Origin of the sequence: Stenotrophomonas sp. PS02301 (assembly GCF_029959485.1) — a bacterium.
GTDB classification, from domain to species: Bacteria; Pseudomonadota; Gammaproteobacteria; order Xanthomonadales; family Xanthomonadaceae; genus Stenotrophomonas; species Stenotrophomonas maltophilia_Z.
In genome coordinates, this window is record NZ_JASCOO010000038.1 from 1 (window position 1) to 21,909 (window position 21,909).

The following is a 21,909-nucleotide window of genomic DNA, read 5'->3' on the forward strand; positions in this document are numbered from 1 at the left end:
CCCAACGGCAACAGCGCCTTCGGGGCGGGCAAGGCCGGGCAGAAAGCCCCGCCCCGCCGGCGTTGCCGGGCCCGCTTCGGCGGGCCCGGTCGTTTCTGGGGGGCTGTTGGCGACAATCGCTGCCGGGCCCACGCGGGATCGGGCCGGCCATGCGATAATCCGCAGTCATCCTGACGACGCGACGCGCCGCCGCCACCTATGTCTTCTGATTCGATGCGGTTCATCCGCAACTTCTCCATCATCGCCCACGTCGACCACGGCAAGTCCACGCTGGCCGATCGCATCATCCAGCTTTGCGGCGGCCTCCAGGCCCGTGAGATGGAGGCGCAGGTGCTCGACTCGAACCCGATCGAGCGCGAGCGTGGCATCACCATCAAGGCCCAGTCGGTCTCGCTGCCGTATGTCGCCAAAGACGGCCACACCTACCACCTGAACTTCATCGACACCCCCGGGCATGTCGACTTCTCCTATGAAGTCAGCCGCTCGCTGGCCGCCTGCGAAGGCGCGCTGCTGGTGGTCGATGCCGCCCAGGGCGTGGAAGCGCAGTCCGTCGCCAACTGCTACACGGCGGTCGAGCAGGGGCTGGAAGTGGTGCCGGTGATCAACAAGATCGACCTGCCCACCGCCGACATCGACCGTGCCAAGGCCGAGATCGAGGCCGTGATCGGCATCGATGCCACCGACGCGGTGGCGGTCAGCGCCAAGACTGGCCTGAACGTGGGCGACGTGCTGGAGGCGATCGTGCATCGCATCCCGCCGCCGGTGCCGCGCGATACCGACAAGCTGCAGGCGCTGATCATCGACTCGTGGTTCGATAATTACCTCGGCGTGGTCTCGCTGGTGCGCGTGATGCAGGGCCAGATCAAGGCCGGCGACAAGCTGCAGGTGATGTCCACCGGCCGCAATCACCAGGTCGACAACGTCGGCGTGTTCACCCCCAAGCGCAAGGTGCTGCCGACACTGAACGCCGGTGAGGTGGGCTGGGTGACGGCCAGCATCAAGGACGTGCACGGTGCCCCGGTCGGCGACACCCTGACCCTGGCCGCCGATCCGGCCGCCAAGCCGCTGCCGGGCTTCCAGGAAATGCAGCCGCGCGTGTTCGCCGGCCTGTTCCCGGTCGATGCCGAGGATTACCCGGACCTGCGCGAAGCGCTGGACAAGCTGCGCCTGAACGATGCCGCGCTGCGCTTCGAGCCGGAAAGCTCCGAGGCGATGGGCTTTGGCTTCCGCTGCGGGTTCCTGGGCATGCTGCACATGGAAATCGTGCAGGAGCGCCTGGAACGCGAGTACAACCTGGACCTGATCAGCACCGCGCCGACCGTGGTCTATGAAGTGCTCAAGACCGACGGCACCATCATCAACATGGACAACCCGGCCAAGCTGCCGCCGGTGAACATGGTCGATGAGATCCGCGAGCCGATCATCCGCGCCAACGTGCTCACCCCCGAGGAGTACATCGGCAACATCATCAAGCTGTGCGAAGAAAAGCGCGGCAGCCAGATCGGCATCAACTACCTGGGCAGCCAGGTGCAGATCAGCTACGAGCTGCCGATGGCCGAGGTGGTGCTGGACTTCTTTGACAAGCTGAAGTCGGTCAGCCGTGGCTATGCCTCGCTGGACTATCACTTCGTGCGTTTCGATGCCGGTCCGTTCGTCCGTGTGGACGTGCTGATCAATGGCGACAAGGTCGATGCGCTGTCGCTGATCGTGCACCGCAGCCATGCCGACCGCCGTGGCCGCGAGCTGTGCGAGAAGATGAAGGAACTGATCCCGCGCCAGCAGTTCGACGTGGCCATCCAGGCCGCCGTCGGCTCGCAGATCATCTCGCGCACCACGGTCAAGGCGATGCGCAAGAACGTGCTGGCCAAGTGCTATGGTGGCGACGTTTCGCGCAAGAAGAAGCTGCTCGAGAAACAGAAGGAAGGCAAGAAGCGCATGAAGCAGGTCGGCCGCGTGGAAATCCCGCAGGAAGCCTTCCTGGCCGTGCTGCAGATGGACAAGTAAGGCCGGATGGCTTTCCCGGCAGCGGCGGGCGGCACCGGATCGGTGTCGCCGGACGCGCAGGGGCACACCACACCGCTGCAATCGTTCCCAAGGACACTGCATGAAATTGTTTGAGCTCCTCCTGGTCGTACTGACGTTGGCCTCGGGCCTGATCCTGCTGGCCGAAAAGCTGTACTTCGCCAAGCGCCGCGCCCAGCGCGCCGGCCTGCTGGACACCGAGCCGGTGATGGTCGACTACGCGCGGGCGTTCTTCCCGGTGCTGGCGATCGTGCTGGTGGTGCGCAGCTTCATCGCCGAGCCGTACAAGATTCCGTCCAGCTCGATGATGCCCAACCTGCTGATCGGCGATTTCATCCTGGTCAACAAGTTCTCTTACGGCCTGCGCCTGCCACTGAACAACGCCAAGGTGATCCCGTTCGGCGAGCCCAAGCGCGGCGACGTGGTGGTGTTCCATTTCCCGGGCCACTCGGACAACGATCCGGCCAAGGGTGAGAACTTCATCAAGCGCGTGATCGGCGTGCCGGGCGACGAGATCGAGTTCCAGGGCAACGGCCTGATCCTCAACGGCGAGCCGGTCAAATACGACAACAAGGGTCTGTACGCAGGCCACAACGGCCAGGGCGAGGGCAGCTCGCTGCTGGTCGAGCACCTGCCGGGCCGCACGCATACCGTGCTGGAGACCGACTACGCCCGAGGCGAAGGGCAGTGGACCGTCCCGGCCGGCAAGTACCTGGTCATGGGCGACAATCGCGACAACAGTGACGACGGCCGTTTCTGGGGCCTGCTGCCGGAGGAGAATCTCCGTGGCAAGGCGTTCCTGATCTGGCTGAACTGCTCGGGCTGGTTCTGCAAGGACGGCTTCGAACCGTCGCGGATCGGCACGGCCATCCATTGATTCATGGCACACGCGTATCTGGGGAGAACGCAATGAAGAACATGACATCGCAGCGCGGCATCACCTTGACCTCGTTCCTGGTGGTGCTGATCGTGGTCGCCTTCTTCCTGTACATCGGGATGAAGCTGTTCCCGATGTACCAGGAGTACTACGCCGTGCGTTCGGCGATGAAGAGCCTGGCCAAGGAGCCGGGCGTGGGCAACATGGAGCCGCGCCGCATCCAGGAGATGTTCTTCAAGCGCCTGTACATCAATTACTCCGAAAACGTGAAACCCGCCGACGTGAAGTTCGATCGCATCGATGGCGGCTGGAACATGAAGGTCTACTACGAAGTGCGCCGTGAAATGATCGGCAATCTGGACGTGGTGGGCAAATTTGATTCAAACCAGGAATTGACCCGTAGCGGTGCCGACTAAGACCTTCCAACGCGGTGACCTGATCGGTCACGCCTTCAACGATCCGGGCCTGCTCCAGCAGGCGCTGACGCATCGCAGCGCCGGTACGCCCAACAATGAGCGGCTGGAGTTCCTCGGCGACAGCATCGTCAACATGATGGTGGCCCAGGCGCTCTACGAACGCTGGCCCAAAGCCGACGAGGGCGCGCTGACCCGTGCCCGGGCCGAGCTGGTGCGCGAAGGCGCGCTGGCGGTGATCGCGCGCGAGCTGCAGCTGGGCGAGCGCCTGATCCTGGGGCCCGGCGAGATGAAGACCGGCGGCCACCGCCGCGACTCCATCCTGGCCGATGCGCTGGAAGCCGTGGTCGCAGCGATCTACCTCGATGCCGGCTTCGCCGTCTGCCAGACCGTGGTGCTGCCCTGGTTCAACGCCTCGATGCAGGCCCTGCCGGCCACCGGCAAGCCCGAGAAGGACCCCAAGACGCGGCTGCAGGAATGGCTGCAGGCCCGGCAGAAGGCGCTGCCGCTGTACGAGCTGGTGTCAGAATCAGGTGACGATCACGCCAAGACCTTCCGGGTACGCTGCGGCGTAACCGACCCCGCTGTCAGCACCGAAGGCGAAGGTGCCTCGCGACGGCTGGCCGAACAACAAGCGGCTGCCGCCGCCCTTGAGCAACTGGATTCCAAGTGAACGAAGCAACCCCCCATCGTTCCGGCAGCGTGGCCGTCATCGGTCGCCCCAACGTCGGCAAATCCACCCTGACCAACGCCCTGGTGGGCGCCAAGGTCAGCATCGTCTCCAACCGCCCTCAGACCACGCGGCATCGGTTGCTGGGCATTGCCAGCTACCCGGAAGGCCAGATCGTGCTGGTCGATACCCCCGGCCTGCACCGTGCGCAGAAGCGCGCCATGAACCGGGTGATGAACCGCGCCGCGCGCGGCTCTCTCGAGGGCGTGGACGCCGGCATGCTGGTCATCGAGGCCGGCCGCTGGGATGACGAAGACACCCTGGCCTTCAATGTGCTCAGCGACTCGGGCATCCCGGTGGTGCTGGTGGTCAACAAGATCGATCGCCTGAAAGACAAGGGCGCGCTGCTGCCGTTCCTGCAGCAGGTCACCGAAGGCCGCACGTTCGCGGCGGTGCACCCGATCTCGGCGCAGAAGCGCAACGGCCTGGAATCGCTGGTCCGCGACCTGATGAAGCTGTTGCCGGAAGCCCCGCCGATGTTCGGCGAAGACGAGATCACCGACCGCAGCCAGCGCTTCCTCGCCGGTGAACTGGTCCGCGAGCAGCTGATGCGCCAGCTGGGTGAAGAACTGCCGTACGCGACCACGGTCGAGATCGAGCGCTTTGTCGAAGACGGCAACCTGCTGCGCATCGGCGCGGTGATCTGGGTCGAACGCGAAGGCCAGAAGGCGATCGTGATCGGCAAGGCCGGCACCCGCCTGAAGGAAATCGGCGCCAAGTCGCGCCTGCAGATGGAGCGCCTGTTCGGCGCCAAGGTCTTCCTGGAGACCTGGGTGCGCGTGCGCGAGGGCTGGTCCGACGACGAAGCCGCGCTCAAGGCGTTCGGCTACGAATAAGCCGGCCACGCCGGCCCCGGGCGGTTGAGTGATGCGCATCGAGGATGAGCCGGCCTTCGTATTGCACGCCCGGGCCTGGCGGGAGACCAGTCTGCTGGTCGAGGTACTGACCGAGCAGTACGGCCGCATCGGGGTGCTGGCGCGGGGCGTGTCCAGCCCGCGCAGCCAAGCGTTGCGCGCGGCCCTGCAGCCGCTGCAATGGATCCGGCTCACGGCCGTGCAGCGGGGCGAACTGGCCCAGCTGCGCGGTGCAGAAGCCCTGGACGCTGCGCCCCGGCTCACCGGTGAGGCGATGCTGGCCGGCTTCTATATCAACGAACTGATGATGCGGCTGGCGCCCCGCCAGGATCCGCTGCCGGAGCTCTACGACCACTACGCGCAGGTGCGCGCGCGGCTGCGCGATGGCGAGCCGCTGGCCTGGACCCTGCGACGTTTCGAGCGCGACCTGCTGGAGGCCTTGGGCTTCGGTTTCGATCTGTTGCATGGCAGCGATGAGGAGCCGGTCGACCCGGCGGCACGCTATGAGCTGGATCCCCAGGAGGGGCCGCGCCGCCTGCTCAGCGACCGTGGCGTGGATCAACGCCGGGGCACCGCCACCGGCAGCGCGCTGCTGGCGCTGGCCGCCGATGACATGCCGGGGCCCGAGGATCTGGGCAGCCTGCGCCGACCGATGCGCGCGGTGCTGATGCACCATCTGGGCGGGCGTGGGCTGAAATCCTGGGAAATGCTGGAGGACCTGGCCCGGCGGCGCACGTAAGCGCTGGCGGGCCGCGGCACCGTTGCGGGGTGACTCAAGCGGCGCCGGTGCCCCGGCTGCCGCCCCGTGTTCACTGCAACAGGGCGTCCACTGCCACGCGGAAGCGGCTCTGCGCACCGGTCGAGTCCGGGGCCTGGTGCAACTGCCGGACTGCCCGCGCCAGGCGTGCGGCGCCGACGAACCCACAGCTGGCCTGCAACCGGTGCAGCTGCCCACGCAGGGCCTGCACGTCGTCCTCGCGCAGGGCCTGGGCCACTGCATCGCGCACGCCGGGCAACTCGGCCAGGAACAGTTCGCGCAGGGCGATGAGGTGGTGGCGCTGTCCATTCAGCGCGGCCAGGGCGGTGGTTTCGTCCCAATCCTGGCGCAGGCCGTCGGCGTCGTCCGCTTCCGGGCCGAGCGGCGCCGACAGGCTGCCCGCGGTATGCACCAGGGCGCGGCGGACGGCTTTGAGCAGGTGCTCGCGGCTCAGTGGCTTGACCAGGGTCTCGCTGAAACCGGCATCGCGCAGGCGTGAGTGGATCGAGGTGTCGCCGTCGGCGGTATGCGCCAGTGCCGGGGTATCCGGACGCGAGCGGCGCAGCTCCTGCAGCAGTTGGGTGCCATTGCCGTCGGGCAGGTTCACATCGATCAGCCACAGATCGTGTTGGCTGCCGCGGGCGCGGTCCATGGCCGTGGCCAGTGAATCGGCGGTATCGACCTGGGCCGGCAGGGTTTCCAGCGCGGCCTTGAAGAAGCCGCGGCTGATGGTGTCATCCTCGACGAGCAGGAATCGGGGCATGGGATCCCTCGGGGTCATCTGCATTTGGGCTGCCTCCATGTCAGCTGCGCCCATCTTAAACGTGAAGTGGCCCGCCGCAAGCCTCCCGGCTGCATACCGGCTCAGCTTGCAGTTGGTATCTGCGACAATACGCACCCTTTTTGCCCGCAGCCTGTTGCCACGTGGCCCGAACCCGCTCCCGCCTCGACCGAACCCCCTTCCAGACCGACATCCTCGACCTCAGCCATGACGGCCGTGGCGTTGCCCGCCGCGACGGCGAGGGTGGCAAGGTCACCTTCATCACCGGCGCGCTGCCGGGTGAGGTGGTGACCGCCGAGCCGACCGCGCGCAATCGCCATTTCGATGAAGCCCGGACCATCGAGGTCGTACAGGCCTCGCCGCAGCGGGTGACCCCGCGCTGCCCGCATTTCGGCGTCTGCGCCGGCTGTGTGCTGCAGCACCTGGAAGAGTCGCAGCAGATCGTGGCCAAGCAGCGCGTGCTGATCGACAACCTGACCCGGATCGGCCACGTCACGCCGGGCACTGTGCTGCCGCCCCTGGTCGGCGACAGCTGGGGTTACCGCCGCAAGGGCCGCTTCTCGGTGCGCCGCGTGGAGAAGAAGGACAAGACCCTGGTCGGTTTCCGCGAGCTGGATCCGCGCTTCGTCGCGGACCTGAGCCAGTGCCTGACCGTCATCCCGGAAATCGGCATGAAGGTCGGCGCGCTGTCCGAGTTCATCGAGACGCTCGATGGCAAACGCGATATCCCCCAGATCGAATTCATCGCCGGGGATGACGCGATCGTCCTGACCATCCGCCATATGCAGCCGCTCAGCGACGCTGACCGCGCCGCATGGACCGCTTTCGGGCAGGAACATGGTTTTGCGATCTCGCTGCAGCCCGGCGGCGTGGAGTCGGTGCACCCGCTGTGGCCGGCCGAGGTGCCGCTGTCGTTCAAGCTGGCACCGTGGGATGTCGAACTGGCGTTCCGCCCGCTGGATTTCATCCAGGTCAACGCCAAGCTCAACGTGCAGATGATCGCCCACGCACTGGCGCTGCTCGATGCCGGCCCGGACGAGCGCGTGCTGGATCTGTTCTGCGGGCTGGGCAACTTCACCCTGCCGCTGGCGCGCACCGTGCGCAACGTGGTCGGTGTGGAAGGCGATGCCGGCCTGGTGGCGCGTGCGAAAGAGAACGCCGTGCGCAACGGGCTGGACAATGCCGAGTTCTACGCAGCGGACCTGACCCAGGACCAGCGCCAGACCCCGTGGATGCGCCAGGGCTTCGACAAGCTGTTGCTGGATCCGCCGCGCTCGGGCGCCATCGAAGTGCTGCAGCAGCTGCCGCTCAAGCAGTTCAAGCGGATCGTCTACGTGAGCTGCCATCCCGGCTCGCTGGCGCGCGACGCCGGCTACCTGGTCAACGAGCAGGGCTTCACTCTGGTCTCGGCCGGCGCGATGGACATGTTCCCGCATACCGCGCACGTGGAAAGCATCGCGGTGTTCGAAAAGCGCTGACGGCGTTCGCCCTCAGCGGGCGTCCTCCGGCGCGGCGTTCTGCCACTGGCCCTGTGCGTCGAACACGTAGGTCTGCGGGTCGGTGCCGCGCTCGGTGTCATCCCCCGCGGTGACATCGCAGCGGATGTCCGGCGACTGCGTGCTGCGCAGTTCGCAGTCCTCGATCTCGAAAATCCGCAGGCGCTGCTGGAAGGCGCGCAGTGCGTCGCGGGCGGCGGCATCGTCGATGGATGCGGCACGATGATCGAGCTGTTCGATGAGCAGTTCGCGGACCCGCTCGCGCGGGGGGACCGGCGCATCGACATCGGCCCGCTGCATCGCCCAGCCCATGCCCTGGGGCACGAAGCGCAGCATCCGGTAGCGGTTCTTGAGCCCGATCTCCATGCCGACCAGGCACTCGTAGGCGCCGGTGACCGTGGCGCTGGCAAAGCACGGCCCATGCTCGAACCCGCGCGGGGTGAACATCGATTGCAGCAGCAGATCCTGCGCGGAGGCCGCCGGCTTCTTCTCGGCCTCGATCATGGCCATGATCGCTGCGTCGATCTGCGCAGGCGTGGGCGGCGTCGCGGCGACCCCGGGCAGTGGCAGCAGCGTCAGCAACAGGGTAGGGAAGAGCGGCTTCATCGGGCGTCCTTGCAGGGCAGCCGGCCAGTATAGGAGCAGGCCGTGGCCGCATGATCGTGATCGCCGCATACTGTGCGCATGGGCATTGAAATCGAACGTAAATACCGCGTCACCGGCGAGGGCTGGCGCACGGCCGCGCACGCGGTGATCCCGATGGCGCAGGGCTATCTCAACGACACCGCCGCACTGGACAGCGGCGCACAGAAAGCTTCGGTGCGCGTGCGGATCCAGGGCGAGCAGGCCTTCCTCAACATGAAGTCACGCGAGATCGGGCACACCCGGCAGGAGTTCGATTACCCGATCCCGGTGGACGATGCACGCGCGCTGCTGGCGCTGTGTGTCGGCGGGCTGATCGACAAGCGTCGGCATCTGGTCGAGCACCAGGGGCTGCTCTGGGAAGTGGACGAGTTCCTCGGCGAGAACGCCGGGCTGGTGGTGGCCGAAGTCGAGCTCGAGCATGCCGATCAGGCGATCACGCTGCCCGACTGGGCCGGCGCTGAAGTCACCGACGAGGTCCGTTATTACAATCTGGCGCTGGCCGCGCATCCGTTTTCACGCTGGTCCAGCGCGGAACGCGGCTGACCGCCAGACCTTGTAAACGCCCCGCAGCACCCACAATCTGGCGAGATGAAAATCGATATCTGGTCGGATGTGGTGTGCCCCTGGTGTTGGATCGGCAAGCACCGGTTCCAGCAGGGCCTGGCGCTGTTGGGTGATGACGCCCCCGAGGTGGAGGTGCACTGGCACCCCTTCCTGCTGGATCCCGACGCCGGCACAACCCCGGTACCGCTGCGCGAGGCATATGCGGCCAAGTTCGGCAGTGCCGAGCGCACCGAGCAGATCCTGACCCAGACCCAGACCGCGGCGCGCGCCGAAGGCCTGCCGATGGATTTCGACCAGGGCCAGGTCCGGGTCACCACGCTGCCGGCGCACCGCCTGATGTGGCTGGCCGGGCGTGAAGGTGTCCAGGCGGCGGTCGGCGAGGCGCTGTTCCGCGCGCATTTTGCGCAGGGCCGCAACCTGGCCGAGCCGCAGACCCTGATCGATGCCGGCGCTGCCGGTGGCCTCAGCGCCGAACGGATCACCACACTGCTGGCCGGCGACGAAGGGCTGGCGGAGATCCAGGCCCAACTGGCGCAGGCGCAGCGGTTTGGCATTCAGTCGGTGCCCACCTTTGTGATCGACGATACGTACGCCATCCAGGGGGCCCAGCCGCCGGAGGCTTTCGCCCAGGCGCTGCGCCAGATCGCGGCGGAAACCCCACCGGCAGGAGCTGCCGGGCAGGGCGCTGGCTGCGGCCCGGACGGCTGCGAGGTCTGACGCTGCGCGCGGGTTCTGCGACAATGCGGCAGTGCGCCATGGTGGCGCCCCGTATTGGAGACCCCCCATGCTCGTGATCGGCGTTGCCGGGACCGAACTCACCGCCCAGGAACGCGAGTGGCTGCAGCACGACGCCGTGGCCGGCGTGATCCTGTTCAAGCGCAATTTCGCCTCGCGCGAGCAGGTGGCCGAGTTGTCGGCGGCCATCCGCGCCGCTGCGCCGCGCCCGCAGCTGATCTGCGTGGACCAGGAAGGCGGGCGCGTGCAGCGCTTCCGTGACGGTTACAGCGCGCTGCCGCCGCTGCAGGGTTTCGATGCCCTGTACGCCACCGATCCAGAGGCTGCGCTGGCATTGGCCGAACAGCATGCCTGGCTGATGGCCAGCGAAGTGCGCGCCAGCGGCGTGGATCTCAGCTTCGCCCCGGTGGTCGATCTGGGCCGTGGCAACCTGGCCATCGGCGATCGCGCGTTCAGCGCGGACCCGCAGGTCGTGGCTGCATTCACCGCCGCCTATGTGCGCGGCATGCACAGCGTCGGCATGGCGGCCACGCTCAAGCATTTCCCCGGGCACGGCACCGTGCTGGAAGACACCCATTTCCACGATGCCAGCGACCCGCGTTCGCTCGATGAACTGCGTGCGTTGGACCTGATCCCGTTCGCGGCCGGCATCACTGCCGGCGCCGATGCGGTGATGATGGCCCACGTGGTCTACCCGCAGGTCGCGCCGGAACCGGCCGGCTACTCGCCGCGCTGGATCCAGCAGATCCTGCGCGAGGAGATGGGCTTCCGTGGCGTGGTCTTCTCCGATGATATCGGCATGGCCGCCTCGTTCTCCGCCGGTGGCGTGAAGGCGCGCGTGGACGCGCATCTGGATGCCGGCTGCGACGTGGTGCTGGTCTGCCACCCCGAACTGGTGGAAGAATCACTGCGCGCGGTCGAAGGCCGCACCCTCAACACCGCTGCGCTGCTCGGCCTGATCGGTCGCGGCGCGCTGGGCTGGGACGGCCTGTTGGCCGATTCCCGCCATGGCACCACCCAATCCCGTTTGCTTGACACCCTTGGAAGAACCGTCTGATGCCCAACCTCTCCATTTCCCAGGCCCTGGCCCAGGCCGACCTGCTGGTCGACCGTCCCACCATCGACAAGGCCATCGCTGGCATCGCCGACGCCATCGCGCGCGATTACAAGGGCGAGGTCCCGCTGTTCCTGTCGATCATGCACGGCGCACTGCCGTTCGCCGGCCAGCTTGCGCTGGAACTGGGCGCACGCGGCCAGGACGTGCAGTTCGATTATCTGCACGCCACCCGCTACCGCGGTGAAACCACCGGCGGCGATCTGGTCTGGAAGCACAAGCCGGCCACCGCGCTGTTCGGGCGCCGCGTGCTGCTGGTCGATGACATCCTCGATGAGGGCTACACGCTGCAGGGCGTGCGCACCTGGTGCCTGGAGCAGGGTGCCACCGATGTGCGCATCGCCGCGCTGACGGTCAAGCTGCACGACCGCGCGCTGCCGGACGTCAAGGCCGACTATGCCGGCATCGACCTGCCGGACCGCTATGTGTTCGGGTTCGGCATGGACGTCAACGAGACGCTGCGCTGCGTGCCGGCCATCTACGCGATGAAGGAATGATGGAACACATTTCTCTTACCGTCATCGGCGGCACCGGCGTCTACACGCTGGCCCAGCTCGATGACGTGAGCAGCCACCAGGTCGAGACCCGGTACGGCACGCCGTCCGGTCCGATCCGCGTCGGCACGCTGCTGGGCCAGCGCGTGGCCTTCCTGGCGCGCCACGGTGAAGGCCACTCGCTGCCGCCGCACAAGATCAACTACCGCGCCAACCTCGCCGCGCTCCAGCAGATCGGTGCGCAGCGCGTGCTCGCGCTCAATACGGTTGGCGGCATCACCGAACAGTTCGGCCCGCGCGTGCTGGCCTGCCCGGACCAGTTGATCGATTACACCTGGGGCCGCATCTCCACCCTGTGCGAAGAGCCGGGTACCGAGGTGCTGCACGTGGACTTCGGCCATCCGTACACCCCGATGCTGCGCAGCAAGGTGCTGGCCGCGGCGAAAGTGACCGGCGTGCGCCTGCAGGACGGTGGCTGCTACGGCGCCACCCAGGGTCCGCGGCTGGAAACCAATGCGGAAATCGCGCGCATGCGCCGCGATGGCTGCGATCTGGTCGGCATGACCGGCATGCCCGAAGCGAGCCTGGCCCGCGAGCTCGGCCTGGACTATGCCTGCCTGGCGATTGTGGCCAACTGGGCCGCCGGCTGTGGCGATGGCGATGAAATCACGATGGCTGAAGTGCTGGCCAATGTGGAGGCTGCCTCCTCCGGTCTGCCCGAATTGATCGGTGAATTGGCACGGGGGTGATTGTCATTACCGTACAAGGTTTGCATACTCCGCCAGTGCGCTGGTTGAGCGTACACCACCCATTCATAGAAGAAGGTCTCGCATTACCATGCCGAACGGTACCGTCAAGTGGTTCAACGACGCCAAGGGATTTGGCTTTATCTCGCCGGAGGACGGCAGCGCCGACGTCTTCGCGCACTTCTCCGCGATCAACTCCAAGGGCTTCCGCAGTCTGCAGGAAGGCCAGAAGGTCACCTATGACGTGACCCAGGGCCCGAAGGGCGCCCAAGCCTCGAACATCGTGCCGGCTGAGTGATTCTTTCAGCTGCGCATTGAAAACCCCGCTTCGGCGGGGTTTTTTTTCATCAGTGAGTACGCGCATGTCTCCACCTCGCACCATCGCCATCGTCGGCTACGGCACCGCCGGGCAGGCGTTGTCGATCCTGCTTTCACGCGATCATCACGATGTGCACGTGTTCGAGCGTGCCGCAACCCCGGGACCCGTCGGTGCAGGCTTCCTGCTCCAGCCCAGCGGCCTGGACGTGCTCTGGCAGATGGGGCTGCTTCCCGCGGTGCTCCGTCACGGCGCTGCGGTGCGCCGCCTGTACGGCGAGACGCCGTGCGGACGCGCGGTGATGGATATGCGGTACGTCCATCTGGATGCTGCACTGCACGGCGTGGGCATGCAGCGCGGCGCGTTGTTCTCGCTGCTGGCAGCTGCGTGGGAACAGCCGGGCAACCTGCAGGCCGGTACCGCCATCGTCGAGGTGGACACCGCGCAGGGGCGCGTGCGTGATGCGGACGGGCGCTGGCACGGGCCGTACGATCTGGTGATTGCTGCCGATGGTGCCGCCTCCTCGCTGCGCGCGCAGGTGCAGGGCACCACGCTGGACCGCGAATACCCGTGGGGCGCGCTGTGGTGCCTGCTGCCGCGCGGCGACTGGCCGCACGTGGATGAACTGCGGCAACGCTATGTGGCCGCGCGCAAGATGATCGGGCTGCTGCCGGTTGGGACTCGGCCGGGCAACGATGCGCCGCAGCTGAGTTTCTTCTGGAGCCTGCCGCGTGACCACTTCGCACAGTGGGAGCGTGACGGCATGGCCCGCTGGCTCGACGAGATCGCCACGCTGTGGCCGCAGGCGCACGAGCGCCTCGCCGGCGTGACCGAACCGGGTCAACTGGCCCGCGCCGGGTACCGTGACGCCGTGCTCTCGCGCTGGCATCGCGGGCGGCTGGTGCTGGTCGGCGATGCGGCGCACGCGATGAGTCCACAGCTGGGGCAGGGCGTGAACATGGCGCTGATGGACGCGCTGGCGTTGCGCGACGCACTGCGCGCGCACGCCGATGCCGAGGTCGCGCTGCGCGCCTACCAGGTGCAGCGGCGCGCCCACGTGGCGATCTACCAGTACTGGAGTCGATGGCTGACGCCCTTGTTCCAGTCCGAACGCGATGGACTGGCGCGCGCACGCGATGTGCTGTTCCAACCCATGGGCCGCGTGCCGGGTGGGCGCGGGCATATGCTCCGCGTGCTCAGCGGAACCCAACGTGGCTGGCTGGGCAGACTGCCGTTGTCGCCCGCTTTCGTGCAGGCGATGCATGCCGCGCGAGCGACGGATGGCATCCGCTGATACCCCTGCGTATCGGTGCGCGCACGCCGATGTGAAGGCGTGAATAACATTCATTGACGGTGGACTCACCGCTGGCATGGGACAACACCCTGGCAAACGCAGCGCTCGCGCTTGTCCATGCGCGCCCTGCTGACACCGCCCATGCGCGTCCGATTCCTGATCGCTTGGAGGCCCGCGACGGCGGGGTGGTACGGTGATGCTGCGTTTGCGACCTACGGTCCGGTGGACCGATCGCAACCAAGGAGATTGAAATGCTGTTCTCGGCCGAAACTCTGGAAAGTGAAATCCGCAAACTGCGCGGACTACTGCAGATGCTGCATGAGGATCAGCCGGACGTGATGGAAGACGTGTTCGAGTTCCATGTGACCAGCCTCATCACGCACGCCGCGCCGGAGCACCATCCGCGCATCCGTGCCGCCGCCCATGACATGCTGACCGCGATCCAACGGCAACCCGTACGGCCCAATCCGAACGCACCGGATATCCGGTTGATGCCGGACCTGTTGGCTTCGGCTGCCTGATCCAGGCAAGGTAGTTGGGGCCACTGACGTCGCGCGCTGCCCGAATCAGCGCGCCGGCAACGCGATGGCCTGGTCTTCGACACAGGCCACCAGCTGCTCGCCGGCACCGAGCACCGGTGCGATGCCGGCGGTGAATCCGGAAAACGCCGGCAGGATCGTCATTCCCTCGCGCATCCAGAACGACGGCCACCGCCGCTGCATGCCGGGCAGGCGCGCCAGCGGGTGCAGATGGCCGCACAGCACATGCAGGCCCGGCTGGCGCTGCGGTGCATGGCGCAGCAGGAAGGGCCCCTCCTGCACACGCTCGCCGAGCAGTTCGATGCCCAGGTCGGCCTTGGGCAACACCCGGTCGTGATTGCCTTCCAGCGCGCCGATCCACAGGTGAGGATGTTGCTCGCGCCATCCCTGCCACTGCCGGTACCACGCCGCGCGATGCGCCGCGCCATGCAGCACATCCCCGAGAATCCACAGATGGCGCACGTCGTGGTGCTGCACCATCGCGCCCAGCCGCTGCAGGTCATCGGACGTACCGCCGCTGGGCAGGCCGATGCCCGACCGCCGGAACAGGTCCGCTTTGCCCAGATGCAGGTCAGCGATCAACAGCGCGTTGCGCGCCGGCCAATGCAGCGCACGCGCGCCGAGCAGGTGGACGGCTTCGCCGGCGAGGGTGATCGGCAGTTCAGGCGCCATGGCGCTTCTCCAGTTGCTGTGCAGCGCGCAGGACGCGGGTCTTCCAGTCTTCGTTGCTGAGTTGGCCGCGCAGCCGCTCGGCCCAGAGGGGGAAGGACAGTGGGCCTAGGCTGGCCGGATGCTGCAGGCTCAGCGTCCGCGCCTGGCAGAGGGTGAGGGCGCGGGCCAGACGCTCAATATCAAGTTGATCGTGCAGCACTTCGTGTTCGGCCAGCGTCAGCAGGATGTGATCCGGATCATGTTGGCGCAGGACGTCGAACAGCAATCCGCTGGAGGCCTGCAGCTGACGCAGGCTGCGCGGTGTCCGCCCCGGCAGCGCGGGTACCAGCATGCCGGAGACGCGCGCGATGTCGCGGAACTGGCGTCGGGCAAGCTCGCCCAGATTGAGGCTCTCGCGCAGATCCGCAAGCAGTCCCTGTGGTTCCAGCAACGCGCGCACGCGTGCCGCATCGATCTCAACCGCACGTGCCGGGGCGAGTACGAAACCGTAATCGTTGGCCGCGTAGCCGAACGTATTGGTCTGCAGGCGCGTCCAGCGCATCGCCATCAACGCGGCCAGCCCTTCATTGACCTGACGGCCGGCGAAGGGATACACGAACACGAACTGGCCTTCGCGCCGGCGGACATGCTCCACCAGCAGCAGCTCAGGCCCAGGCAGGGCCGACAGGCGCATCTGCAGCGCCAACAGCGGCGCCAGCCACTGCATCTCCGGGCTCTCGGGCGGGTGGGCCAGCACTGTTTCCATTTCATGCCCTAGCGCGTCCGACAGCGGCAACCGGCCGCCCTGCCAACGCGGCACCACCCCATCGCCGCCGCGTGCCACGCGCACGTAGGCGGTCAGGTTCTCCAGCCGCACCAGTTCCAGCAGGCGGCCGGCGAACTGGAAGCGATCACCGGGCCGCAGCCGGCTGAGGAACTGTTCTTCCACCGCACCCAGCCGGCCGCCGCGCAGGAACTGCACCATGACACTGCCATCGCTGGTGATGGTGCCGATCGACAACCGGTGCCGCAGCGCGACGCGACGGTCGTGCACGCGGTAAATGCCATCGTCATCGCGCACGACCTTGTGGAAATCCGGGTACTGCGACAGCGCGCGGCCGCCCTGCACGATGAACTCCAGCACGCCCTCCCAGTGCGCGCGGTCCAGACCGGCGAACGCGTGTGTGCGCCGCACCTGCTCGAACAGCACGTCCGGATCGAAGCCGCCGCCGAGTGCGAAGCTCACCGCATGCTGCGCCAACACATCCAGCGACAAGCGCAGCGGCCGGCGTGCTTCGATGTGGCCGTGGGCCAGCGCGCGCCGCGCAGCCGCGTATTCCACCAGCTCCAGCGCGTGCGAGGGGACACACACGATGTGCCCGGATTCGCCGGGACGATGCCTGGCGCGCCCCGCGCGCTGCAGCAACCGTGCGATACCCTTGGGGCTGCCGATCTGCAGCACCTGGTCGACACTGGGGAAATCCACACCCAGATCCAGGCTGGAAGTGGCGACCACGCAGCGCAGCCGGCCCTCGCGCAGGCCTTCTTCGGCCGCGCGGCGCAACGCCGGGTCGAGCGAGCCGTGATGCAGGGCGAGTGTGGCCGGGTCTTCCGGCCACACCGCCGACAGCGCCTGATGCCAGAGCTCGGCGTGCGCACGGGTGTTGGTGAACAGCAGGCTGGTACGCACCGTCAGCAGTTTTTCGAGCACGCGCTGCAACTGCGACAGACCCAGGTGGCCTGCCCACGGGAAGCGCTCGCCCTGCGCGGGCAGCAGCGTCTCCACACTGACCGGGCGCGGCCGCGCGCCGGCCACCAGCGGGGCATCGGGCACATCGGGCAACAGCACCTCGCGCGCTTCGTCCAGATTGCCCAGCGTCGCAGACAGCCCCCACACCTGCAGCGCGGGCAGGGCATCGCGCAGGCGGCGCAGATTCAACTGCAGCAGCACGCCGCGCTTGTTGCCGAGCAGTTCGTGCCACTCGTCCACCACCACGCAGCGCAGGTGCTGCAGGCGCGCCATCGTGTCGGGATAGCTCAGCAGCAGCGCCAATGATTCGGGCGTGGTCACCAGCACATCCAGCCGCCCTTCACGCGCCAGGCGCTTGTCGCGCGCGCTGGCATCACCGGTACGCAGGCCCACCTGCCAGTCCAACCCGAGGGCATCCAGTGGCTCACGCAACGCGCGCGCGGTGTCGGCGGCCAGTGCCCGCAGCGGGGTGATCCACAGCACCTGCAGGACGGGTACAGGGGTCTTCGCGCGGCCGCGGGTGGTTCGGGGGGGCGGGTTGTTGAGCGCCTGCAGCAACGGGCCACCGAACATGGCCAGCGTCTTGCCGCTGCCGGTCGGTGTGTGCAGCAGGCCGGACGCGCCGGCCAGGTAATGCCGCCACATGGCTTTCTGGAAGGGCAGCGGCGCCCAGCCCCGGCTGGCGAACCACGCCGTCAGCCGGGCCATGGCCTCGCGTCGGGTCACCGCGCCAGCGCCTGCAGCTGGGCCAGGGTGTCGGCCTCGCTGGCGGGTTTGTCATGCCGCCAGCGCAGGATGCGCGGGAAGCGTACGGCGATGCCGGACTTGTGCCGCTTGCTGCGGTTCACCGCTTCGAAGCCAAGTTCGAACACCTGCTCGCCACGCACGCTGCGCACCGGCCCGAAGCGCTCGATCGTGTTCGCGCGGATCCAGCGGTCCAGCGCCAGGATTTCCTTGTCGTCCAGGCCCGAGTACGCCTTGGCCACCGGCACCAGCGTTTCGCCGTCCCACACCCCGAAGGTGTAATCGGTGTAGAGCGTGCTGCGCCGGCCGTGGCCGGACTGCGCGTAGATCATCACCGCATCGATGGTCAGCGGGGCGATCTTCCATTTCCACCAGTCGCCGCGTCGGCGCCCGGCCTGGTAGACAGAGTCGCCGCGTTTGAGCATCAGCCCTTCCACACCGCGCTCGCGGGCCAGATCGCGCTGCGTGGCCGCCGCGCTCCAATCCGCCACGCGGACCGCCGGCGACAGCATCAGGCGGGGGTCGTCCAGCGCGGCAAGCACCTCGGCCAAGCGCGCACGCCGTTGCGAGAGCGGCAAGGCGCGCAGGTCGTCACCGTCCAGTTCGAGCAGATCGTAGGCGAGCACGCGCACCGGCGTATCGCGCAGCGTCTTGGGGCCAGGCTTGAGGCGCTGGATGCGCGTCTGCAGCGCGGTGAAGGGCAGCGGCAGATCATCGCCGTCGGCCCAGGCCAGCAGTTCGCCATCGATCACGCAGCCATCGGGCAGCGCCATCGCCGCCGCTTCAATCTCCGGGAAGCGCCCATCCAGACGTTCTTCGCCGCGCGACCACAGCGCGACTTCGCCCTGGCGGCGCAGCACCTGCAGGCGGATGCCATCCCATTTCCATTCCAGCAGCCAGTCCTCGATCGGCCCGAGCGTGTCGACCTCCGCCTCCAGCGGTGAGGCCAGGAAGAACGGGTAGGGCTGCTGGCGATCTTCCGGCCGCTCTTCCGGTGACAGCAGCGCCGCCAGCAGCCCGGGCGTGGGCACCCAGCTGCCGAGCATGCGCTGGGCGATGCGCGCGATATCAAGGCCCGACCATTCGGCCAGTGCCTGCTGCACCAGCCGCTGCGATACCCCCACGCGCAGCGCGCCGGTCAGCAGCTTGTTGAACACCAGCCGCTCGTCGAAGGCAAGGTGTTGCCAGGCCTGCGTGACCGCGGCGTGGCGCACCGGCTCGGGTTGATTGGCGACCGGCAGCAGCTTCTGCTCGATCCAGTCGGCGAGCGCGATATCCGCCCCGGCCTGCACCGGGTCGTCCATCAGCAGGGTGAGGGTCTCGGCCAGATCGCCCACCTGGTCATAGCTGTCGTCCACCAGCCACGCCGGTGTGTCGGACATCTCGGCGACCCACGCGCGCAGTTCGGCGTTGCCGGCGATCTTCTGCCGCGCACTGGTGACCTTGCCGCCGGCCAGCAGGAACAGGGCCCATGCCGCGTCGTGCGGTGGCACCTGCTGGAAGTAGCGCACCAGCGCGGCGCGCTTGTCGCCGGTCGCGGTGCTGCGGTCGAGTTCGCTGTAAAGCGCGGCGAAGCGTTTCATTCTTCGTCCCCGTAGCCGGTGGCGAACGCTTCGGCGGCGACACCCCGCTCGCGCAGGAACCGGATCAGCGCATCGGTATTGCCGTGGGTGGCGATCACGCGTCGCGCGCCGGTTTCGGCGATGGTGCGCAGCAGGTCGGGCCAGTCGGCGTGATCGGAGACCACAAAGCCGCGATCGTAGTTGCGCCGGCGGCGGTTGCCACGCACCCGCATCCAGCCGGAGGCGAAGCCCAGCTGCGCACGCTTGAAGCGGCGCATCCACGCGCTTCCGGCGGCCGAGGGCGGGGCAAGAATCAGCTTGCCGGCGAACTCGGCACCGCGCGCCTGCTCGCTGACCGGCTCGGTGGCCAGCATCGCAATGCCGGCCTCGCGGTAGACCGCCACGCCGGTGGCGATCGCGCCATGCAGCAGCGCAGGCTGGTCATCCAGTGGCAGCAGTTCGGCCAGGATCCGCTGCGCCTTGCCGAGCGCGTAGCAGAGCAGTACGGCCGCCTCGCCACGTGCTTCGCATTCGCGCCGCCAGGCCACGATGTCGGCGGCGACCTGCGCGGTGTCCGGCCAGCGGTAGACCGGCAGGCCGAAGGTCGCTTCGGTGATGAAGGTGTCGCAGGGCACCACCTCGAACGGGTCGCAGCTCGGATCGGGCTGGCGCTTGTAGTCGCCCGAGGCCACCCATACCCGTCCCGCGTGCGCGATCCGCACCTGGGCCGAGCCCAGCACATGCCCGGCCGAATGCAGCGAGACCTCGGTGTTGCCCAAGGGGAAGCGCTCGCCGTACGCGTGCGCGGTGCAGTCCACATCGCCCAGGCGCCAGCGCAGGATCGGCAGGGTCTGCGTGGTGCAGTGGTAATGGCCCATGCCGTTGCGCGCGTGATCGCCATGGCCGTGCGTGATCACCGCACGCGGCACCGGCCGCCACGGGTCGATGTGGAAATCACCGGCCGGGCAGTACAGCCCCTCGGGCCGGAGCACCACCAGGTCTTCGTTGTCGGCATCGGTGTTCATGTCTGCACTGTGCCGCCGCGCTCGTGCAGGAGGTGAGAATCCGCATGAACGGCGGCCTGCAGGGAGATGCGGCAGAATCGGTGCATCTGTCTGCAAGGAGGTCGCCGTGATGACGTCTGCATTGCCCGCGTTCGAAACGCATCAGGTGAGCAACCAGCCGCCACCGTTCGGAGGGCGCAATCTGTGGGCCGACGACGTCGCGCTGGCCGAGGCAGTACAGCGCGAAGGCGGCGCCGCGTTCGCGGGCCAGTTGGCCAGCTATGGCGGTCTCGCCGGCGATGAGCTCTATCGGATCGGCTTCGATGCCAACCGCGATCGCCCGCGTCTGCGCACCCACGATGCACAGGGCCATCGCATCGATACCGTCGAGTTCCATCCGGCATACCACCAGCTGATGACGGCGGCGAAAACGCATGGCGTGGCCGGGCTGTCCTGGCACGATGGTCGCCCCGGCGCGCATGTGGCACGCGCGGCGTTGAGCTATCTGCACCACCAGGCCGAGGCGGGCACCAGTTGCCCGTTGACGATGACCCACGCTGCGGTCGCCGTGTTGCGCCAGGATCCGTCGCTCGCCGCCTGGGCGGACAAGGCGGCAGCGCCTCACTACGACCCGCGTGACGTACCCATTGCCGACAAGGCCGGGATCACCCTGGGCATGGGCATGACCGAGAAGCAGGGCGGCTCGGACGTACGCAGCAACACCACGCGGGCCGAGCCCCAGGCCGATGGCAGCTATGCGTTGGTGGGCCATAAGTGGTTCTTCTCCGCGCCGATGTCCGATGGCTTCCTGGTGCTGGCGCAGGCGCCGGGCGGCCTGAGCTGTTTCCTCATGCCGCGGCGCCTGGCCGATGGCCACCGCAACGCGTTCCGTCTGATGCGCTTGAAAGACAAGCTTGGCGACTGGTCCAACGCCTCCAGCGAGGTGGAGCTGTGCGGGGCCTGGGCGCAGCGGGTGGGCGAGGAAGGGCGCGGGGTGGCGACCATCATCGGCATGGTCATGATGACGCGGCTGGACTGCATGCTCGGTGCCGCCGCCGAGATGCGCATGGCCCTGGCGCAGGCGCTGCATCACACCCGGCATCGCAGCAGCTTCGGCAAGCAGCTGAGCGAGCACCCGCTGATGGCCAACGTACTGGCGGATCTGGCGATCGAATCCGAAGCGGCCACGGTGTTTGCCCTGCGCGTGGCGCGGGCGGTGGATCAGGCCGGGACGGACCCGCAGCAGGCCGCATTCGCACGCATCACGACGGCGGTGGGCAAGTACTGGGTGTGCAAGCGCGCGGCCGTGTTCGTCAATGAAGCGCAGGAGTGCCTCGGCGGTGCCGGCTATGTGGAGGAGTCGATGCTGCCGCGGCTGTATCGTCAAGCGCCGTTGAATTCGATCTGGGAAGGCAGCGGCAACATCCAGTGCCTGGATGTGCTGCGTGCGCTGTCGCGCGAACCACAGGTGCTGCAGGCGCTGGACGCCGAGCTGGATGCGGTGGCCGGTGTGGATGCGATCTATGACGCGGCACTGCGGGCGTTACGCATGCAGCGCGCGGCAACGCCACAGGAAGCTCAGGCCCGCCGTATCACCGAACGCCTGGCGCTGGTCTTGCAGGCCGCGGTCCTGCTGGGCGCGCAGAGCCCGAACGCATCGGCCTTCGTCCGCTCGCGGCTGGGTGCCGAGCATGGGATGGCCTTCGGGACGTTGCCGGCCGACGTGGATTTCGCGGCCGTGCTGAGCCGCGCTCTGCCGTGAACGCGCCCCAATGAAAACGCCCCCTCCGGAGAGGGGGCGTTGGTCACACCCGAAGACGG

The 21,909-nt window shown here is 67.7% G+C and carries 22 protein-coding genes; 16 read left to right on the forward strand and 6 right to left on the reverse strand.

The features are described from left to right. Nucleotides 1-213: 213 nt before the first annotated feature. From lepA to recO, 6 genes are all read left to right on the forward strand, one after another. Nucleotides 214-2,004, forward strand: a complete 1,791-nt coding sequence (gene lepA / locus QMX81_RS11080; protein WP_183073750.1) for a translation elongation factor 4 — start codon at nt 214-216, stop codon at nt 2,002-2,004. A gap of 100 nt (nt 2,005-2,104) precedes the next feature. After that, the gene (lepB, locus tag QMX81_RS11085; RefSeq protein WP_121038757.1) at nt 2,105-2,899 is read left to right on the forward strand and encodes a signal peptidase I; all 795 of its coding nucleotides are present in this window, start codon (nt 2,105-2,107) and stop codon (nt 2,897-2,899) included. A gap of 32 nt (nt 2,900-2,931) precedes the next feature. Then, nucleotides 2,932-3,315, forward strand: a complete 384-nt coding sequence (locus tag QMX81_RS11090; protein ID WP_088434521.1) for a DUF4845 domain-containing protein — start codon at nt 2,932-2,934, stop codon at nt 3,313-3,315. Beyond that, a complete protein-coding gene (gene rnc, locus QMX81_RS11095; RefSeq protein WP_121038754.1) occupies nt 3,305-3,985 on the forward strand; it encodes a ribonuclease III in 681 nt (226 codons plus the stop codon). Before QMX81_RS11090 ends, rnc begins: the two co-directional genes overlap by 11 nt. Continuing rightward, a complete protein-coding gene (gene era, locus QMX81_RS11100; RefSeq protein ID WP_121038751.1) occupies nt 3,982-4,878 on the forward strand; it encodes a GTPase Era in 897 nt (298 codons plus the stop codon). Before rnc ends, era begins: the two co-directional genes overlap by 4 nt. 31 nt (nt 4,879-4,909) lie before the next feature. Next, nucleotides 4,910-5,635: a DNA repair protein RecO gene (gene recO, locus QMX81_RS11105; protein ID WP_121038748.1), complete on the forward strand. Its 726-nt coding sequence runs from the start codon at nt 4,910-4,912 to the stop codon at nt 5,633-5,635. Nucleotides 5,636-5,705: 70 nt separating this feature from the next. On the opposite strand, the gene QMX81_RS11110 is transcribed toward recO, so the two are convergent. Next, a complete protein-coding gene (locus QMX81_RS11110) occupies nt 5,706-6,440 on the reverse strand; it encodes a response regulator (protein WP_152154090.1) in 735 nt (244 codons plus the stop codon). Between the two features lie 137 nt (nt 6,441-6,577). Between QMX81_RS11110 and rlmD the strand changes: the two genes are divergently transcribed. Next, nucleotides 6,578-7,912, forward strand: a complete 1,335-nt coding sequence (gene rlmD / locus QMX81_RS11115) for a 23S rRNA (uracil(1939)-C(5))-methyltransferase RlmD (protein ID WP_282261430.1) — start codon at nt 6,578-6,580, stop codon at nt 7,910-7,912. Nucleotides 7,913-7,924: 12 nt separating this feature from the next. Here rlmD and QMX81_RS11120 read toward each other — a convergent pair whose 3' ends face one another. Beyond that, a complete protein-coding gene (locus tag QMX81_RS11120; protein WP_282261432.1) occupies nt 7,925-8,536 on the reverse strand; it encodes a hypothetical protein in 612 nt (203 codons plus the stop codon). A 78-nt stretch (nt 8,537-8,614) separates the two neighbouring features. Here QMX81_RS11120 and QMX81_RS11125 point away from each other — a divergent pair, with 78 nt between their 5' ends. The 8 genes from QMX81_RS11125 (at nt 8,615) to QMX81_RS11160 (ending at nt 14,359) form a co-directional block, all read left to right on the forward strand. Then, nucleotides 8,615-9,118, forward strand: a complete 504-nt coding sequence (locus QMX81_RS11125; RefSeq protein WP_152154096.1) for a CYTH domain-containing protein — start codon at nt 8,615-8,617, stop codon at nt 9,116-9,118. Nucleotides 9,119-9,163: 45 nt separating this feature from the next. Continuing rightward, nucleotides 9,164-9,856: a DsbA family oxidoreductase gene (locus tag QMX81_RS11130; RefSeq protein ID WP_152154098.1), complete on the forward strand. Its 693-nt coding sequence runs from the start codon at nt 9,164-9,166 to the stop codon at nt 9,854-9,856. Nucleotides 9,857-9,923: 67 nt separating this feature from the next. After that, nucleotides 9,924-10,931 (forward strand): beta-N-acetylhexosaminidase, encoded by a 1,008-nt coding sequence (nagZ, locus tag QMX81_RS11135; protein ID WP_265309282.1) that lies wholly within the window; start codon nt 9,924-9,926, stop codon nt 10,929-10,931. Then, complete coding sequence (locus QMX81_RS11140) at nt 10,931-11,485, forward strand: hypoxanthine-guanine phosphoribosyltransferase (RefSeq protein WP_152154102.1); 555 nt, start codon at nt 10,931-10,933, stop codon at nt 11,483-11,485. The genes nagZ and QMX81_RS11140 overlap by 1 nt, the downstream gene beginning before the upstream one ends. Beyond that, entirely contained in the window at nt 11,485-12,231 is a 747-nt protein-coding gene (locus tag QMX81_RS11145) for an S-methyl-5'-thioinosine phosphorylase (RefSeq protein WP_282261456.1), read from the forward strand. Before QMX81_RS11140 ends, QMX81_RS11145 begins: the two co-directional genes overlap by 1 nt. Nucleotides 12,232-12,319: 88 nt before the next feature. Further along, the gene (locus QMX81_RS11150; protein ID WP_019183439.1) at nt 12,320-12,526 is read left to right on the forward strand and encodes a cold-shock protein; all 207 of its coding nucleotides are present in this window, start codon (nt 12,320-12,322) and stop codon (nt 12,524-12,526) included. A 64-nt stretch (nt 12,527-12,590) separates the two neighbouring features. Continuing rightward, on the forward strand, nt 12,591-13,838 hold the full coding sequence (locus tag QMX81_RS11155; RefSeq protein ID WP_282261468.1) for an NAD(P)/FAD-dependent oxidoreductase: 1,248 nt from the start codon (nt 12,591-12,593) through the stop codon (nt 13,836-13,838). Nucleotides 13,839-14,089: 251 nt separating this feature from the next. Further along, on the forward strand, nt 14,090-14,359 hold the full coding sequence (locus tag QMX81_RS11160) for a hypothetical protein (protein ID WP_121038721.1): 270 nt from the start codon (nt 14,090-14,092) through the stop codon (nt 14,357-14,359). 45 nt (nt 14,360-14,404) lie between these two features. Here QMX81_RS11160 and pdeM read toward each other — a convergent pair whose 3' ends face one another. The 4 genes from pdeM to QMX81_RS11180 are packed head-to-tail and all read right to left on the reverse strand — an operon-like array spanning nt 14,405 to nt 20,109. Beyond that, the gene (gene pdeM / locus QMX81_RS11165; RefSeq protein WP_121038718.1) at nt 14,405-15,049 is read right to left on the reverse strand and encodes a ligase-associated DNA damage response endonuclease PdeM; all 645 of its coding nucleotides are present in this window, start codon (nt 15,047-15,049) and stop codon (nt 14,405-14,407) included. After that, nucleotides 15,039-17,486 carry a ligase-associated DNA damage response DEXH box helicase gene (locus QMX81_RS11170; protein WP_121038715.1) on the reverse strand — a complete coding sequence of 816 codons (2,448 nt, stop codon included), beginning with the start codon at nt 17,484-17,486 and terminating at the stop codon, nt 15,039-15,041. Before QMX81_RS11170 ends, pdeM begins: the two co-directional genes overlap by 11 nt. Nucleotides 17,487-17,500: 14 nt before the next feature. Next, the gene (locus tag QMX81_RS11175; protein WP_282261473.1) at nt 17,501-19,105 is read right to left on the reverse strand and encodes an ATP-dependent DNA ligase; all 1,605 of its coding nucleotides are present in this window, start codon (nt 19,103-19,105) and stop codon (nt 17,501-17,503) included. Then, nucleotides 19,102-20,109 (reverse strand): ligase-associated DNA damage response exonuclease, encoded by a 1,008-nt coding sequence (locus QMX81_RS11180; RefSeq protein ID WP_282261475.1) that lies wholly within the window; start codon nt 20,107-20,109, stop codon nt 19,102-19,104. The genes QMX81_RS11175 and QMX81_RS11180 overlap by 4 nt, the downstream gene beginning before the upstream one ends. A 109-nt stretch (nt 20,110-20,218) precedes the next feature. Between QMX81_RS11180 and QMX81_RS11185 the strand changes: the two genes are divergently transcribed. After that, nucleotides 20,219-21,850: an isovaleryl-CoA dehydrogenase gene (locus QMX81_RS11185; protein WP_282261477.1), complete on the forward strand. Its 1,632-nt coding sequence runs from the start codon at nt 20,219-20,221 to the stop codon at nt 21,848-21,850. Nucleotides 21,851-21,909 lie beyond the last annotated feature (59 nt).

Bases quoted from the DNA above. Each gene is read 5' to 3' on its own strand.
- lepA (WP_183073750.1), top strand. From the start codon at position 214: ATGCGGTTCATCCGCAACTTCTCCATCATCGCCCACGTCGACCACGGC.
- lepB (WP_121038757.1), top strand. From the start codon at position 2,105: ATGAAATTGTTTGAGCTCCTCCTGGTCGTACTGACGTTGGCCTCGGGC.
- QMX81_RS11090 (WP_088434521.1), top strand. From the start codon at position 2,932: ATGAAGAACATGACATCGCAGCGCGGCATCACCTTGACCTCGTTCCTG.
- recO (WP_121038748.1), top strand. From the start codon at position 4,910: ATGCGCATCGAGGATGAGCCGGCCTTCGTATTGCACGCCCGGGCCTGG.
- QMX81_RS11110 (WP_152154090.1), bottom strand. From the start codon at position 6,440: ATGCAGATGACCCCGAGGGATCCCATGCCCCGATTCCTGCTCGTCGAG.
- QMX81_RS11120 (WP_282261432.1), bottom strand. From the start codon at position 8,536: ATGAAGCCGCTCTTCCCTACCCTGTTGCTGACGCTGCTGCCACTGCCC.
- QMX81_RS11125 (WP_152154096.1), top strand. From the start codon at position 8,615: ATGGGCATTGAAATCGAACGTAAATACCGCGTCACCGGCGAGGGCTGG.
- QMX81_RS11130 (WP_152154098.1), top strand. From the start codon at position 9,164: ATGAAAATCGATATCTGGTCGGATGTGGTGTGCCCCTGGTGTTGGATC.
- nagZ (WP_265309282.1), top strand. From the start codon at position 9,924: ATGCTCGTGATCGGCGTTGCCGGGACCGAACTCACCGCCCAGGAACGC.
- QMX81_RS11140 (WP_152154102.1), top strand. From the start codon at position 10,931: ATGCCCAACCTCTCCATTTCCCAGGCCCTGGCCCAGGCCGACCTGCTG.
- QMX81_RS11145 (WP_282261456.1), top strand. From the start codon at position 11,485: ATGGAACACATTTCTCTTACCGTCATCGGCGGCACCGGCGTCTACACG.
- QMX81_RS11150 (WP_019183439.1), top strand. From the start codon at position 12,320: ATGCCGAACGGTACCGTCAAGTGGTTCAACGACGCCAAGGGATTTGGC.
- QMX81_RS11155 (WP_282261468.1), top strand. From the start codon at position 12,591: ATGTCTCCACCTCGCACCATCGCCATCGTCGGCTACGGCACCGCCGGG.
- QMX81_RS11160 (WP_121038721.1), top strand. From the start codon at position 14,090: ATGCTGTTCTCGGCCGAAACTCTGGAAAGTGAAATCCGCAAACTGCGC.
- pdeM (WP_121038718.1), bottom strand. From the start codon at position 15,049: ATGGCGCCTGAACTGCCGATCACCCTCGCCGGCGAAGCCGTCCACCTG.
- QMX81_RS11170 (WP_121038715.1), bottom strand. From the start codon at position 17,486: ATGGCCCGGCTGACGGCGTGGTTCGCCAGCCGGGGCTGGGCGCCGCTG.
- QMX81_RS11175 (WP_282261473.1), bottom strand. From the start codon at position 19,105: ATGAAACGCTTCGCCGCGCTTTACAGCGAACTCGACCGCAGCACCGCG.
- QMX81_RS11180 (WP_282261475.1), bottom strand. From the start codon at position 20,109: ATGAACACCGATGCCGACAACGAAGACCTGGTGGTGCTCCGGCCCGAG.
- QMX81_RS11185 (WP_282261477.1), top strand. From the start codon at position 20,219: ATGACGTCTGCATTGCCCGCGTTCGAAACGCATCAGGTGAGCAACCAG.